This window comes from Mycobacterium szulgai (assembly GCF_002116635.1).
Classification (GTDB): domain Bacteria; phylum Actinomycetota; class Actinomycetes; order Mycobacteriales; family Mycobacteriaceae; genus Mycobacterium; species Mycobacterium szulgai.
In genome coordinates, this window is sequence record NZ_LQPW01000140.1 from 14741 (window position 1) to 28698 (window position 13958).

The 13958-nt window shown below is 65.4% G+C and carries 13 protein-coding genes; 9 read left to right on the forward strand and 4 right to left on the reverse strand.

Annotated elements, in window-relative coordinates; translation table 11 throughout:
• Positions 1-139 precede the first annotated feature (139 nt).
• Positions 140-1255: an adenylate/guanylate cyclase domain-containing protein gene (locus AWC27_RS19970; RefSeq protein ID WP_139837109.1), complete on the forward strand. Its 1116-nt coding sequence runs from the start codon at positions 140-142 to the stop codon at positions 1253-1255.
• A 30-nt stretch (positions 1256-1285) separates the two neighbouring features.
• Positions 1286-2842, forward strand: a complete 1557-nt coding sequence (locus AWC27_RS19975; RefSeq protein WP_085672076.1) for a leucyl aminopeptidase — start codon at positions 1286-1288, stop codon at positions 2840-2842.
• Between the two features lie 7 nt (positions 2843-2849).
• On the opposite strand, the gene AWC27_RS19980 is transcribed toward AWC27_RS19975, so the two are convergent.
• Positions 2850-4496, reverse strand: a complete 1647-nt coding sequence (locus tag AWC27_RS19980; RefSeq protein WP_085672077.1) for a phytoene desaturase family protein — start codon at positions 4494-4496, stop codon at positions 2850-2852.
• Positions 4439-4903 (reverse strand): SRPBCC family protein, encoded by a 465-nt coding sequence (locus tag AWC27_RS19985; protein WP_085672078.1) that lies wholly within the window; start codon positions 4901-4903, stop codon positions 4439-4441. The genes AWC27_RS19980 and AWC27_RS19985 overlap by 58 nt, the downstream gene beginning before the upstream one ends.
• 162 nt (positions 4904-5065) lie before the next feature.
• Between AWC27_RS19985 and AWC27_RS19990 the strand changes: the two genes are divergently transcribed.
• Complete coding sequence (locus AWC27_RS19990; protein WP_085672079.1) at positions 5066-5410, forward strand: aminopeptidase; 345 nt, start codon at positions 5066-5068, stop codon at positions 5408-5410.
• 2 nt (positions 5411-5412) lie between these two features.
• Here AWC27_RS19990 and AWC27_RS19995 read toward each other — a convergent pair whose 3' ends face one another.
• Positions 5413-7185, reverse strand: a complete 1773-nt coding sequence (locus AWC27_RS19995; RefSeq protein WP_085672080.1) for an SDR family oxidoreductase — start codon at positions 7183-7185, stop codon at positions 5413-5415.
• Between the two features lie 213 nt (positions 7186-7398).
• Here AWC27_RS19995 and sucB point away from each other — a divergent pair, with 213 nt between their 5' ends.
• The 5 genes from sucB to AWC27_RS20020 all read left to right on the forward strand — a co-directional run bounded on the left by sucB (position 7399) and on the right by AWC27_RS20020 (position 12872).
• Positions 7399-9180, forward strand: a complete 1782-nt coding sequence (sucB, locus tag AWC27_RS20000) for a 2-oxoglutarate dehydrogenase, E2 component, dihydrolipoamide succinyltransferase (protein WP_085672081.1) — start codon at positions 7399-7401, stop codon at positions 9178-9180.
• A gap of 35 nt (positions 9181-9215) precedes the next feature.
• Positions 9216-10127, forward strand: coding sequence for a TIGR01777 family oxidoreductase (locus tag AWC27_RS20005; protein ID WP_085672082.1), 912 nt, complete (start codon positions 9216-9218; stop codon positions 10125-10127).
• Between the two features lie 85 nt (positions 10128-10212).
• Entirely contained in the window at positions 10213-10965 is a 753-nt protein-coding gene (locus AWC27_RS20010; RefSeq protein ID WP_085672083.1) for a flavodoxin family protein, read from the forward strand.
• Between the two features lie 3 nt (positions 10966-10968).
• On the forward strand, positions 10969-11199 hold the full coding sequence (locus AWC27_RS20015; RefSeq protein WP_085672084.1) for a hypothetical protein: 231 nt from the start codon (positions 10969-10971) through the stop codon (positions 11197-11199).
• Positions 11196-12872 carry an acetolactate synthase large subunit gene (locus AWC27_RS20020; protein ID WP_085672085.1) on the forward strand — a complete coding sequence of 559 codons (1677 nt, stop codon included), beginning with the start codon at positions 11196-11198 and terminating at the stop codon, positions 12870-12872. The genes AWC27_RS20015 and AWC27_RS20020 overlap by 4 nt, the downstream gene beginning before the upstream one ends.
• Here the strand turns inward: AWC27_RS20020 and AWC27_RS20025 are convergent.
• Positions 12869-13213: a DUF1622 domain-containing protein gene (locus AWC27_RS20025; RefSeq protein ID WP_085672086.1), complete on the reverse strand. Its 345-nt coding sequence runs from the start codon at positions 13211-13213 to the stop codon at positions 12869-12871. The two genes, AWC27_RS20020 and AWC27_RS20025, sit on opposite strands and share 4 nt — an antisense overlap.
• A 53-nt stretch (positions 13214-13266) precedes the next feature.
• On the opposite strand from AWC27_RS20025, the gene lipB reads away from it, so the two are divergent.
• Positions 13267-13953: a lipoyl(octanoyl) transferase LipB gene (lipB, locus tag AWC27_RS20030; protein WP_085672087.1), complete on the forward strand. Its 687-nt coding sequence runs from the start codon at positions 13267-13269 to the stop codon at positions 13951-13953.
• The last annotated feature ends 5 nt before the right edge of the window (positions 13954-13958 follow it).

Genomic DNA, 13958 nt, shown 5'->3' on the forward strand with positions numbered 1-13958 from the left:
ATCGAGTACCGCGGCTGGCACACTTTGGTAGATGTCCGATTCCCTGGCCGATGGTGGCGACCCGCGGCGCCCGGCGTCGCCGCCCTTGCGATCGCCACTGGCCGATGGTGGCGACCCGCGGCGCCCGGCGTCGCCGCCCTTGCGATCGCCACTGGACTTCGAAGCGCTGGAAGCAGCGGGAATCGCTAACCCGCGCGAGCGATCCGATCTGATCAAGTATCTGGACGACCTTGGTTTCACGCTCGACGAGATGGCCGAGGCCGAAAGCCGAGGCCGGCTGTTCGGGCTGGCAGGTGACGTCCTGCAGTGGTCGGGACGCCCGGTCCACACCTTGCAGTCGGCAGCGGAGCAACTCGGCTTGTCCGCCGACGACGTTGCGCATGCCTGGGCGCTGCTGGGCCTGACCGCCGCCGGTCCCGACGTTCCGGTGCTCAGCCAGGCCGACGTCGACGCCCTGGCGACGTGGGTGGCGCTCAAGTCGGTGGTCGGCGAGGACGGCGCGTTCGGCCTGCTGCGCGTTCTGGGCGCCGCCATGGCCCGGCTGGCCGAAGCCGAGTCGACGATGATCCGCGCCGGAACCCCGGACATCCAGATGACCTACACCCGCGATGAGCTGGCAACGGCGCAGGCCTACCGCTCGGTCGCGGAGTTCGTGCCCCGGATCGGGGCCCTGATCGACATCGTGCACCGACATCATCTGACCAGCGCGCGGACCCACTTCGAGGACGTCGTGCGCGACGCCTCGGCCAGCGTGCGCTGCGGCGTGGGATTCGCCGATCTGTCCAGCTTCACCGTTTTGACCCAGGCACTGACGCCCACGGAGTTACAGGCGCTGCTCAACGAGTTCGGCGCCACCGTCGCCGACGTCGTGCACGCCGACGGCGGCAGGGTGGTGAAGTTCATCGGCGACGCGGTGATGTGGGTGAGCTCGTCTCCGGAGCGGCTCGCGCGAGCGGCGGTGGATCTGGTCAGCCATCCGCGGGCTCGTGAGGAAGGGCTGCAGGTGCGGGCCGGACTTGCCTATGGCACCGCGCTGGCCATCAACGGCGATTACTTCGGCAACCCGGTCAACCTGGCCGCGCGTTTGGTGGCATCCGCGGCCCCGGGGCAGGTCTTGACCGACGCAGCGCTGCATGAGCAACTGCCGGATTGGCCCGCGGCCGCCCGTGGCCCATTGACACTCAAGGGTTTCGACGCCCCAGTTCCCGCCTTCGAACTGCTCGGCAACCCGGCGCAGACGACGCTGCCGAGCTAATCACCTACCCGGTGACTAGGGTGGTTGCCCGTGACCAACGAACCGGGCTACCGATCCCCTGCTGTCAACGTCGCCACGTCGCTACCCAAACGTGGTACGGCATCGGCGGTCTTGCTCGTCCCCGTCATATCGGCCGGCGATGACGACCGACCCGGCGCAGTCCTAGCTTCGGGCGAGCCGTTTCTGTCCGCGGCTGCGGTGGCCGAAATCGAGGCCGGGCTGCGGGCGCTGGGCGCCACCGGCAGCAGCGAACAGGTACATCGATTGGTGGTGTCCTCGCTGCCGGTAGGCAGCGTGCTGACCATCGGCCTGGGCAAAGCCCGCCCCGAGTGGCCCGCCGATACGATCCGTCGCGCTGCCGGGGTGGCCGCGCGGTCGCTGGGCAGCGCCGAAGCGGTGATCACCACGCTGGGCGAGCTGCCCGGCGAAGACGTCTGCTCTGCCGCCGTGGAGGGGTTGATCCTGGGCAGCTACCGGTTCAGCGCCTTCCGCAGCGCCAAGACCGCACCCAAAGACGCTGGGCTGAGCAAGATCACGGTGCTGTCTACGGCCCAGAACGGCAAGGACGCCAAGAAACAGAGTGCGCACGGCGCGGCCGTCGCGACAGCCGTCGGCACCGCTCGCGATTTCGTCAATACTCCCCCGAGCCACTTGTTCCCGGCCGAATTCGCCAAGCGTGCAATGGCTTTGGGCGAATCGGTGGGCCTGGAAGTTGAGGTGCTCGACGAAAAGGCACTGGCCAAGGCGGGCTATGGCGGCGTAATCGGGGTGGGCCAGGGCTCGTCGCGGCCGCCGCGGCTGGTGCGGCTGAGCTATCGGGGGTCGCGGCTGGCCAAGAGCGCGAAGAAGGCCAAGCGAGTGGCGTTGGTGGGCAAGGGAATCACGTTCGATACGGGTGGGATTTCGATCAAGCCCGCGGCGTCCATGCACCACATGACCTCGGATATGGGTGGGGCGGCCGCGGTTATCGCGACCGTGACGCTGGCCGCGCAGCTGGAGCTGCCCATCGACGTGATCGCCACCGTGCCAATGGCGGAGAACATGCCCTCGGCGACCGCACAGCGCCCCGGTGACGTCCTGACGCAGTACGGCGGAACCACGGTGGAAGTTCTCAATACCGACGCCGAGGGCCGGCTGATCCTGGCCGACGCGATCGTTCGCGCCTGCGAGGACGGTCCGGACTACCTCATCGAGACGTCCACCCTGACCGGGGCGCAGACGGTGGCGCTGGGCGCGCGGATACCCGGGGTGATGGGCAGCGAAGCATTCCGCGACCGGGTCGCGACCATCTCGCAGCGAGTAGGCGAAAACGGTTGGCCGATGCCGCTGCCCGATGAACTCAAGGACGACCTGAAGTCGACCGTGGCCGACTTGGCCAACGTGAGCGGGCAGCGCTACGCCGGAATGCTGGTGGCGGGGGTATTCCTGCGGGAGTTTGTCGCCGATTCGGTGCAGTGGGTGCACATCGACGTGGCCGGACCGGCCTACAACACCGGCGGCGCGTGGGGTTACACCCCCAAGGGCGCCACGGGTGTGCCGGCGCGGACGATGTTCGCGGTGCTCGAGGACATCGCCCAGAACGGCTAGCCGGCCCTCACTTGGTCAGCAGCGACGTCACCGCTCGGCGCATGGTGCGGCGCGGCCAGCCGGTCACACCGTCGGCGGACAGGGCGGCTTGGGCAGCGTTGCGTCCGCATGCACCGTGCACCGAACCTCCGGGGGTCGCCGATGCGCTGCCCAGGTAAAGCCGCTCGACCGGAGTCTCGGCTCGGCCCATGCCGGCGGCCGGGCGGAAGATCAGCATTTGTTGCAGTTGCGCGGTTCCGCCGTTGAGCGCACCCAGATGCAAGTTGGCATCACTGGCTTCCAAGTCCGACGGGCGCTGTACGAAGCGGTGTATCACCCGGGCACCGAAACCCGGCGCATGTTCTTCGATGACGTGATCTACCGATTTGGCCAGCCGCTCGGCCGCCGCGTCGTCAGCGATGTTGCGCGGCAAATGCGTGTAGGCCCATACACTTTCGGTCCCTTTCGGCGATCGGGTCGAATCGGCTGTGGTGGTCTGGCCCAGCAGCATGAACGGATGTTCAGGCACGACACGGGTATTGAGATCAGCCATCCAGCGGACCAACCCGTCCGCGTCGGCCCCGAGATGTACCGTGCCGACGCTGTGCAAGCTATTCGATCGCCAGGGAATGGGCCCGTCGAGTGCATAGTTGACTTTCACCACCGGCGGATCCCAGACATAGTGCTCGAGTTCGCCACGCAGGGAACGCGGTACCGCGTCAGCGGGCAGCATGTCGCAGAACAGTCGCGGCGCCGTGACGTTGGCCACGATCGCCCTGCGCGCACGAACCGTCCGCCCCGCACTCGTCGTCACCGCGACCGCGCGCCCGCCTCGTACCTGGATGCGGGAAACGTTTTGGTGGTATTCGATTTTGGCGCCGGCCGAGCACGCGCGGTTCACCAGGGCTGCCGTCAATTGTCCGGACCCGCCGACCGGGACCGGCCAGCCGCAGTCCTGGCCGAGCATGGTCATCAAGAAACCCATTACCCCGCTGCCCGGCGCATCCGGCGGGATGTCGGCGTGCATTGCGTTGCCCAGCAACAGCATTCGTGGTGCCTCACCGACGAACAGCCGATCCACCATGGTGTTGGCCGGCTGCACCAGCAGATGTGCAAGCCGAACAGCCTCGGCGGTGCCGAGCCGCCGGAGCAACTGGATGGTCGCCCGCACCGGCGGAAACGGCGACAGCATCGCGTCCAGCAGCGGCGACTTGATCTTGTTCCACAAAGCGACCACGCGCCACCAGTTTTCACCGTCGGCATGATCGCGACGCTCGAATTCCGCCGCGGTACGGGCCGGATCGCGGTAGAGCACGGGCGGGTCATCATCGGTTGCGCTGCGCGGATGCCCCACCACCGCAGGGGCATGCGACCATTTCAGGCCGTGGTCCTCCAACTGCAGCGCCGCCATTGCCGGTGAGGCCACGGTCATCGGATAAAAGGAGCTGAACAAATCGGTGACGTAACCGGGGGTCACTTCGGCGCTGCGCACCGCACCGCCCGCATCGGGCTGGGCTTCCAGCACCAGCACGTCCCAGCCGGCATCGGCCAGCATCGACGCCGCCACCAGGCCGTGATGTCCGGCACCGATCACGACCGCGTCAGCCGTTTCCACAGTTACCGGACCTGACTGGGCTCGAAACGTTCGGCCATGGCCGCAAGGCGCAGCAGGCATTCACGGTTGCGTGGGTAGATGCCAACCAGGGCCAACCGGTCGGGAATAAGGCCGATCGCCCCTTCCACCGGCACCTCGATCATCGCCACTCGGCATCCACCTGGGATTTCGCTCAGGCGCATCGTTATCCGTGCGGCGCCGAACAAGCCGAGTCCAGCGTGCAGCACCAATTCCTCTCCGGGGGTGCAACTCTCGACGACGGTTTGGTCGTTTATCACCAACGGCCACACTCCGATCGAGTGCCGGATGGCCGACCCCGGCTCGGGCCACTGCGAGTCGACGGCGCGGGTCCGGCTGTTGCCCACCACCCATTGCGAGTAGGTCCAGCCGTTGGCCAGCACATCCCACACGGCCTGGCGGGACGCCTCCACCTCGCGGATGGCGGCCAGTTCTTGAGTCGCTGTCATCAAATCCTCCCGGTAGCCAACACGATCTCCGGGGGGATACCCAGCCGCCGGGGAAGTACTACGAAACTGGGCGGTTCAATTCGCTGGCAAACTTTTCAGGTTTAGCCGCGGGGCGGTGCGGCTACTTAACGCACGACAAACAACCCACGGGAAGGCCGGATTGTGACTGTACGACGGTTGATCATCGCGGTAAGCGCCGTGCTCCTGGTGGCCGGCGTAATTGGGCTTTTAGTGCCGGTGACGGTGTCCAACAGCAACGGCGGCTCCGTTTCCTGCGGAAACGGGATTGCGGCGGATCTTTCAGGGGCGAGGGCGGCCAACGATCAGAACGGGGCCAACATCCCGATTCTCAACCAGATCGTCCCGCACACCGATTTCGTTGCCCAATGTGAGTCGGCCATATCGGGCCGGCGCATGTGGACCATCCCGTTGGCGGTTATCGGGGTCGTCGGGATAGCGGGAGCGCTGCTGGTCCGGCGCAACGAAGGCGCAACGACGGGCGTCTGAGGTCAGATCACCCGCATCCGGGCGGAACTGCGCAGCGCCTGCGGCAGCACCCTGGAAAGGCCGTACAGCGCATATGCCTCGAAGGTGACCGGGCGAATCGGCTTGTTCTTCTTCACCGCGGAGACGATCGCATTGGCAACCTTGTCCGGTCCGTAGCTGCGCAACCCGAACATCTTCTCCAGCTGCCCGCGCCGGTCATCGACCTGCTCGCTCTTGTCGATCCGCGCGTCGAAGCGGGTGGCTTGGATGATGTTGGTGTTGATGACCCCGGGGCAGATCGTGGTCAGCCCCACGCCGGCGGCGTCGAGTTCGGCACGCAGGCAGTCCGAGAACATGTACGTCGCCGCCTTGGACGTGCAGTAAGCGCTGAGCGATTGCAGCGGCGCGTATGCGGCCATCGACGACACGTTGACTATGTGCCCGCCGGTCCCCCGTGCAACCAGGCGCTGCCCGAAGGCCCGGCAACCGTTCACCACACCGCCCAGGTTGATGTCCAGAACGCGGTCGAATTGCTCGGCGGGCGTGTCCAGGAAGGCTCCTGCCTGCCCGATGCCGGCGTTGTTGACCACTATGTCGGGGACGCCGTGCTCGGCGCTGACTCGCTCGGCAAACGCCTCGACCGCATCGGCATCCGATACGTCCAGCACATAGGCATGCGCGATGCCGCCGCGCGCGGCGATTTGCGCGGCCGTTTCCTTCACAGTGGCCTCATCGATATCGCTGACGACAACCTCGGCACCCTCGCGCGCAAACGCCAGCGCGGTCTCTCGGCCGATTCCGCTGCCTGCCCCGGTGACCGACACCAGCGTGTCGCCGAAGCTCTCGCGTGGGCGGCCCACCTGGGCACGCAGTAAGGCGCGGCCTGGCGGCTTGCCTTCGGCCAGGTCGGCGAAGTCGTGCAACGCGGCCGCCATCACCTGCGGGTGCGACATCGGCGAGAAGTGACCGGCCCTGATATCGCGCCGCCACAGCCGCGGCACCCAGCGCGCGGTCTCGTCATACCCGTAGGGCCGCACATATGGATCCCTGGTGTTGACGATGAGCTGCACCGGCACATCGACGACCTGCACCCTGCGGTTGCCGGAGAACGATCGGAAATAGTTGGCGGGATACGTCTTGACCGAGTGGGCGGCATCGCTGGCCAGTCTGTCGGAATGATGGATCTGGTCGTCGGGGATGTTGTCGACCATCTTGCGTCTGGCGGCAGCGCTCGACAGCATCACCCGCAGGACAAGCGGCGCCAGCACAGGTATCGAGAACAGCACCATGTAGCTCAACCGCAGGGCCTGGCTGATCGCCCGGGCGAAGGTACGCGGGCGCCACGGCCGTCGCAGACCGCCCAACACATAGTTGACCAGCTGGTCCTGACTCGGGCCCGACACCGACGTGAACGAGGCGACCCTATCGCCGGCACCGGGCCGGTGCAGGTACTCCCATACGCCGACCGAACCCCAGTCGTGCCCCAGCACGTGGACCGGCTGACCGGGGCTCAGCTCACCGATGACCGCGCCGAGATCATCGGCGAAACGGGCCATGGTGTAGGCGGAAACGGGCTTGGGCGCCGACGACAGCCCAACCCCCCGGTTGTCGTAGCGGATGATCCGGAACCGCTGTGCCAACAGCGGAACGACACCGTCCCACAACACGTGCGAGTCCGGAAAGCCGTGCACCAGCACCACTGTCGGCCCCTCGGGATTGCCCTCCTCGTACACCGCGATCCGAGTGCCGTCGGCGCTGTCGACGAACTGCTGGGGTGCCTGTTTAGTTGCCGACATCGGACCTCCGCCCACCCGCGACTTGCACTTATCTTGTGGTCGCCACACCGTAGCAAGGGCTCCCGACAGTCATCCGGCCCTGACTGTGCGCCGACAAAGGCGCAGTGACAGGATAGTTTCGACATCTAGTTGGGTTCCGCACCCGGTTCGCGACGGTGTGGTAAGCCAGAGATCGACCTGTGCCGACCGACGACGATCCAGGAGTCAATAGAGATGGCCTTCTCAGTCCAGATGCCGGCACTTGGTGAAAGCGTCACCGAAGGGACCGTCACCCGCTGGCTCAAGCAGGAAGGCGACACGGTCGAAATCGACGAGCCTTTGGTCGAAGTCTCGACCGACAAGGTCGACACCGAAATTCCATCGCCGGCCGCCGGTGTACTGACCAAGATCGTCGCCCAGGAGGACGACACGGTCGAGGTCGGCGGCGAGCTCGCCGTCATCGGCGACGCCGCGGACGGCTCTGCAGGTGACGGCCAGGCGGCCGAGCAACCCGCGCAGGAAGCCGCGCCCGAACCGGAACCCGAGCCCGCACCCAAGGAAGACGCAAAGCCGGAGCCCCAAGAGGCGCCGGCTCAAGCCAAATCCGAACCTCCGCCCAGCGGCGAGACCAAACCCGTGCTGATGCCCGAACTGGGTGAGTCGGTGACCGAGGGTACGGTGACTCGCTGGCTGAAGAAGGTAGGCGATTCGGTCCAGGTCGACGAGCCGCTGGTGGAGGTGTCCACCGACAAGGTCGACACCGAAATCCCGTCACCGGTGGCCGGCGTTCTGGTCACCATCACCGCCGAGGAGGACGACGTCGTCCAGGTCGGCGGTGAACTGGCGCGGATCGGCTCCGGTTCCGAATCGGGCGGCGCCGCACCGGCTCCGAAAGCCGAACCCAAACCGGAACCCAAGCCGGAACCCAAGCCCGAGCCCAAGCCCGAGCCCGAATCCAAGCCGGAACCGAAGGCCGAGCCAAAGCCCGAGCCCAAACCGGAACCGGCGCCTGAGCCCAAGGCCGAACCGGCACCTGCTGAGCCGGCCGCCGAATCCGACGGTTCCCCGTATGTGACGCCGCTGGTGCGAAAGTTGGCCAGCGAGAACAACATCGACCTCGCCGCAGTCAAGGGCACCGGTGTGGGCGGTCGCATCCGCAAGCAGGACGTGCTGGCGGCCGTCGAACAAAGGGCCGAACAAAAGAGGGAACCCGCCAAGTCGGCCCCGGCGGCCCAAGCTCCTGCGGCTGCGCCGGCGGCGAAGGCGCCCACCCCGGCACCGGCGCTGGCCCATTTGCGCGGCACTACGCAGAAGGCCAGCCGGATCCGTCAGATCACGGCTAACAAGACTCGGGAATCTCTGCAGGCCACCGCCCAGCTCACGCAGACCCACGAGGTCGACATGACCAAGATCGTGGCGTTGCGGGCCAAGGCCAAGAACGCCTTCGCCGAGCGCGAGGGAGTCAACCTGACCTTCCTGCCTTTCATCGCCAGAGCGGTGATCGACGCCCTCAAGACTCACCCGAACATCAACGCCAGCTACAACGAGGACACCAAGGAGATCACCTACTACGACGCCGAGCACCTCGGCTTCGCTGTCGACACCGATCAGGGTCTGCTCTCCCCCGTCATCCACAATGCCGGCGACCTGTCGCTGGCCGGCCTGGCCCGCGCGATAGTCGATATCGCCGCGCGCGCCCGGTCGGGCAACCTGAAACCCGACGAGTTGTCCGGGGGTACCTTCACCATCACCAACATCGGCAGCCAGGGCGCCTTGTTCGATACCCCGATCCTGGTTCCGCCGCAGGCGGCGATGCTGGGTACCGGAGCCATCGTCAAGCGGCCGCGGGTGGTTGTCGATGAGGTCGGCAACGAGTCGATCGGGGTCCGGTCGATCTGCTATCTCCCGCTGACCTACGACCATCGGCTCATCGACGGCGCAGATGCCGGACGCTTCCTCACCACTGTCAAGCACCGACTCGAAGAGGGAGCTTTCGAGGCCGATCTAGGGCTTTAAGAGGGCTTTAAAAGGCTTAGGAAGGGCTCCGCGACGTGGCCAAAGCCGTTATCGCCATAGCAGGCTCGTCTGGCATGATCGGCTCAGCTTTGACCGCGGCTCTGCGCGCCGCCGACCATCCGGTGCTGCGCATCGTGCGCCGAACGCCGGCCAATTCCGAAGAACTGCACTGGAATCCCGAGAGCGGTGAGTTCGATCCCGACGCACTCACCGACGTCGACGTCGTCGTCAACCTGTGCGGCGTCAACATCGGCCAGCGCCGGTGGTCCGGCGCGTTCAAACAGAGCTTGCGCGACAGTCGGATCGCGCCTACCGAAGTACTCGCCGCCGCGGTCGCCGATGCCGGCGTCGGAACCCTCATCAATGCCAGTGCGGTGGGCTATTACGGCAACACCCGAGACCGCGTCGTAGACGAAAACCACTCTGCGGGAAGCGGTTTCCTGGCGCAGTTGTGCGTGGACTGGGAAGCCGCGACGCTGCCGGCCCAGTACGACGGCACCCGTGTCGTCCTGGCCCGCACCGGGCTGGTGCTGGCCCCCGCGGGTGGCGCGCTGCGGATGATGCGACCGGTGTTCTCGGTGGGCCTGGGGGCCCGGCTGGGCAACGGCCGCCAGTACATGTCGTGGATCAGCCTCGAAGACGAAGTACGCGCGCTGCTGTTCGCCATCGCGCACCCCACGCTGTCCGGGCCGGTGAACATGACGGGTCCCGCCCCGGTCACCAATGCCGAGTTCACCACCGCGCTCGGCCGGGCACTCAACCGCCCGACTCCATTGGCGCTGCCCGGATTCGCGGTACGCGCCGCGCTCGGCGAGTTTGCCGACGAAGGTCTGCTCACTGGTCAGCGCGCCATTCCCGGGGCCTTGGAGCAGGCTGGTTTTCAATTCCACCACAACACAATTGGCGAGGCGCTCAGTTACGTAACCGCTCGACGCGACCACGACTAGTCGGCGAAATACCCGTCGACTACATGGCGTGTCGTGTAATCTTCGCTTCCGGTAAGACGGCCGACCAACACACCTGGAGAGACGCGTGGCGTACTCGATCTTCCATGACATGAAAAAGGAAGGGCCGCTTTACGCGCTCTTTCTGAACTGCACCCTGAAAAAAGGGCCGGCAGTTTCCAACACCGAAGCGCTATGCAATCTGCTCATCGAACGACTCAAAGCCCATGAGCCGGACATAGAAACCGAGATAGTCCGAGTAGTCGACTACAACGTGGCGCCCGGGATCGGAAACGACGAGGGCGACGGCGACGAATGGCCGCAGATTCTGGAAAAAGTGAAGCGCTGCAACATCATTGTGCCCGCGATGCCGATCTGGATGGGAGTGCGCTCCTCTGTGATGCAGCGGGTCATCGAGCGGCTCGACGGCACAACGAAGACAGTAATGTGCGAACGCACCGGGCAATTTCCGCTTTATGGCACCGTCGCCGGCTGCGTGGTTACCGGCAACGAAGACGGCAGTCATGATTGCGTGGCAAATACCTTCGCAAACCTGCTGCACTTCGGCGTCACAGTGCCGCCCAATACCGATCTCTATTGGGTCGGCGATGCCGGGCCGGGAGCCAGCTATATCGAGGCGGGCGGCGAGCTCTCGCCCTACGTGCGCCGCAATGCCGAGCTGACCGCGCTCAACCTACTATTCGCCGCAAAGCTGCTTCAGGAAAACCCCTACTCCATCAATATCAAAGAACACAACGCAAAAATGATGGAGCGCAACAAGATCAAGATGACTGCAATGAAGCTGGCGATCGACTACATGCGCGAGAACATGCCGGACTGAATCATGCAATTGACCGACCGGGCCCCCTCCCGGACAACCATCGATCCCGCGTGGATAGTCGAATACATCCGCAGAGCAGCCATTCCCGCCGACGGCCCGGTGCGAGACCAGGAAGAACTGAACCTTTACCGGGTCGCCAGTTGCACCCGCGATGTCACGGCGCGCCAAGACAACCCCGAGCACGACGTTGCGCGAAACACCGGTCAGGTCAAGAAACGTCGGAACGAACGATGAGCGCGCCGGCCAACACCAGCGAGCAGATGGTCCGCGCGCTGGCCGCCGAAGGTGTCGAATACGTCTTCGGCATCCCGGGCGATGAGAACCTGCATTTCATGGAGGCGCTGCGCAACGACGGGCGCATCAGATTCATCTTGTTTCGTCACGAACAGGCCGCGGGCTTCGCGGCTGCGGCCTATGGACGCTTGACAGGCAAGCTTGCTGTTGCCATGTCGACGCTGGGCGCCGGCGCGATGAATCTGACCACTCCGGTCGCTCACGCGTACCTCGCGGCCATGCCGATGCTGGTCATCACCGGCCAAAAGGCCGTGCACGACAATCCCATGGGCCAATACCAGCTGGTCGACGTCGTCGACGTGATGCGACCGATCACCAAGTTCGCCGCCAGCATACCGTCGGGCAAGATGGCCGGTTCCCTGCTGCGGCAGGCAATGATGTCGGCGCTAGGCGGACGTCAGGGCCCGGCGCATCTTGAATTGCCCGACGACGTGGCACGTGAAACCGAGCTTGGTCCATCGGTTCCGTGCCGGCAGGGCGACATCCCGGTGACGACCCAGGCGAGCATCGTCGTTGCGGCACAACTGATCCGGAAGGCCAGGCGGCCCCTGATCATGGTAGGCGGCGGCACCCGCGCCAATCGTCCCGAAGTCGCCGCGGCCGTACGGGGACTGATAGAGAAGACTCAAATACCCTTCGTCACAACCATGATGGGCAAAGGTGTGGCCAACGAGGACCATCCGAACTACCTCGGATGTTCGATCCTGCCCGGCGACTATCCGAACTGCGCCATCCAAGCGGCGGACGTGATCGTCAACGTCGGCCACGATGTGATGGAAAAACCCACCCTGTTCATGAAGGTCGATGACGGCCGCACGGTCATTCACCTCAATCCGTTCGCCGCGCTGGGCGATAACAGCTACTTCCCTCAGGTACAGCTTGTCGGTGACATGGCCGACGCTGTGCAGCGCCTGACCGAACAACTCGACAAGAACCCGGGTTGGGATCATGACGGTTTCCGCGAAATCGCGAAAGCCATGCGGGACAGCATCAAGCGCGCGAGTTCGGACACCTCGTTCCCCGCCAAGCAGGGTCATCTGATCGCCACTCTGCGCGACTTCATGGCCGACGAAGACATCCTGTCGCTGGATAACGGCGTTCATATGATGTGGGCCACCCGGAATTTCAATGCCCGCAGGCCCAACACCATGCTCATCGATCACGCGCTCGGATCCATGGGTATCAGTCTGCCGGCGGCGATCGCCGCCAAACTGGTGCATCCTGAGCGCAAAGTCGTGGTGCTCACCGGCGACGGCGGTTTCGCGATGAACAGCCAGGACATCGAGACCGCTGTCCGTCTCGGCCTTGACCTCATCGTCGTGGTCTTCAACGACAACGGCCTGGGCATGATCGCGATGAAGCAAGCCGCCGATGGCTATCCCAGGTACGGCGTGGACTTCGCGAACCCCGATTTCGTGGCCTTCGCCCACAGCTATGGCGCCACCGGCCATCGTCTGGCCCACCCGGCCCAGTTTCGCGAAATACTCGACCACGCGGCACGAGCTGGCGGGGTGCACATAATCGACGCTCCGGTTGACCCACAGCAGAATTTGTCACTCATGGCCGAAATGCGTTCGGTGGACTGCAGTCGGCTGCTATCTACGGGACGCTAAGACGGCTGGTCGCGCTGCCAGGGCCACCGGCCAGTCATCTCGACGGTGAGCGAGACACTCAGGAATGTCCGGATTGCCACAATGCCGGCTAATGCGGCGACGTTGCGGCCATCAGGTGTGACGACGATCGTCTTGATGATGTCGCCGGCGACCAGGAACTCCAGTCCGATCAGAATCGAGCGACCCAGATTTGTGCGGAGCATTCGGTAAGCTCCGTCAGCCTTGCGCAGCACACGACAGAGGAAGCGCGCGCCGGCGACCAGCGCACCGACGATGATCACGGCGACGCCCACGCCGTCGACGACCGCGCCAAGCACGTCCACGGTTTCGATGAAGTTCATTGGAGGCAGATTAACGGCGCAACCCTCGACAGTTGCCGAGTAACCTCGCGGGTGTGACGGCTTCCATCCGCTCCGGCGCCGCCCCGATCGAGGTGCGCCAGCTGGGAGCAGTCGACTACCGGGAAGCCTGGCAGTTGCAACGTGAGCTGGCCGATGCCCGCATCGCCGGCGGCCCCGACGTCCTGCTGCTGCTGGAACACCCCGCTGTCTACACCGCCGGACGGCGTACGGAGCCGCACGAACGCCCGCGGGACGGCACTCCTGTCGTAGACACCGACCGCGGCGGCAAGATCACCTGGCACGGCCCAGGGCAACTGGTCGGCTATCCGATCATCGGGCTTGCCGAACCTCTCGACGTGGTCAATTACGTTCGGCGCCTAGAGGAATCGCTGATCCAGGTGTGCACCGAACTGGGCCTGGATGCTGGCCGCGTCGACGGGCGCTCCGGTGTCTGGCTGCCCGGCCGGCCCGCACGCAAGATCGCCGCGATCGGTGTGCGGGTCGCACGCGCGACCACGCTGCACGGGTTTGCGCTCAACTGCGATTGTGACTTGGGCGCGTTCACCACGATCGTGCCGTGCGGCATCCCCGACGCCGGGGTGACATCGTTGTCGGCCGAACTGGGACGCAGGGTTACCGTCGACGAAGTCCGCCCGGCCGTCGCCGACGCGGTCTGCGCGGCGCTGGATGGTGCGCTGCCGGTGCGTGCTCACCCCGCCACGCGCGCAGCTTCGGCTTAAACTGG

Coding starts and splice junctions, on each gene's coding strand:
- AWC27_RS19980 (WP_085672077.1), bottom strand. CDS start 4,496: ATGCCTGCTGCGCCTTGCGGCCATGGCCGAACGTTTCGAGCCCAGTCA.
- AWC27_RS19985 (WP_085672078.1), bottom strand. CDS start 4,903: ATGACAGCGACTCAAGAACTGGCCGCCATCCGCGAGGTGGAGGCGTCC.
- AWC27_RS19995 (WP_085672080.1), bottom strand. CDS start 7,185: ATGTCGGCAACTAAACAGGCACCCCAGCAGTTCGTCGACAGCGCCGAC.
- sucB (WP_085672081.1), top strand. CDS start 7,399: ATGGCCTTCTCAGTCCAGATGCCGGCACTTGGTGAAAGCGTCACCGAA.
- AWC27_RS20015 (WP_085672084.1), top strand. CDS start 10,969: ATGCAATTGACCGACCGGGCCCCCTCCCGGACAACCATCGATCCCGCG.
- AWC27_RS20020 (WP_085672085.1), top strand. CDS start 11,196: ATGAGCGCGCCGGCCAACACCAGCGAGCAGATGGTCCGCGCGCTGGCC.
- AWC27_RS20025 (WP_085672086.1), bottom strand. CDS start 13,213: ATGAACTTCATCGAAACCGTGGACGTGCTTGGCGCGGTCGTCGACGGC.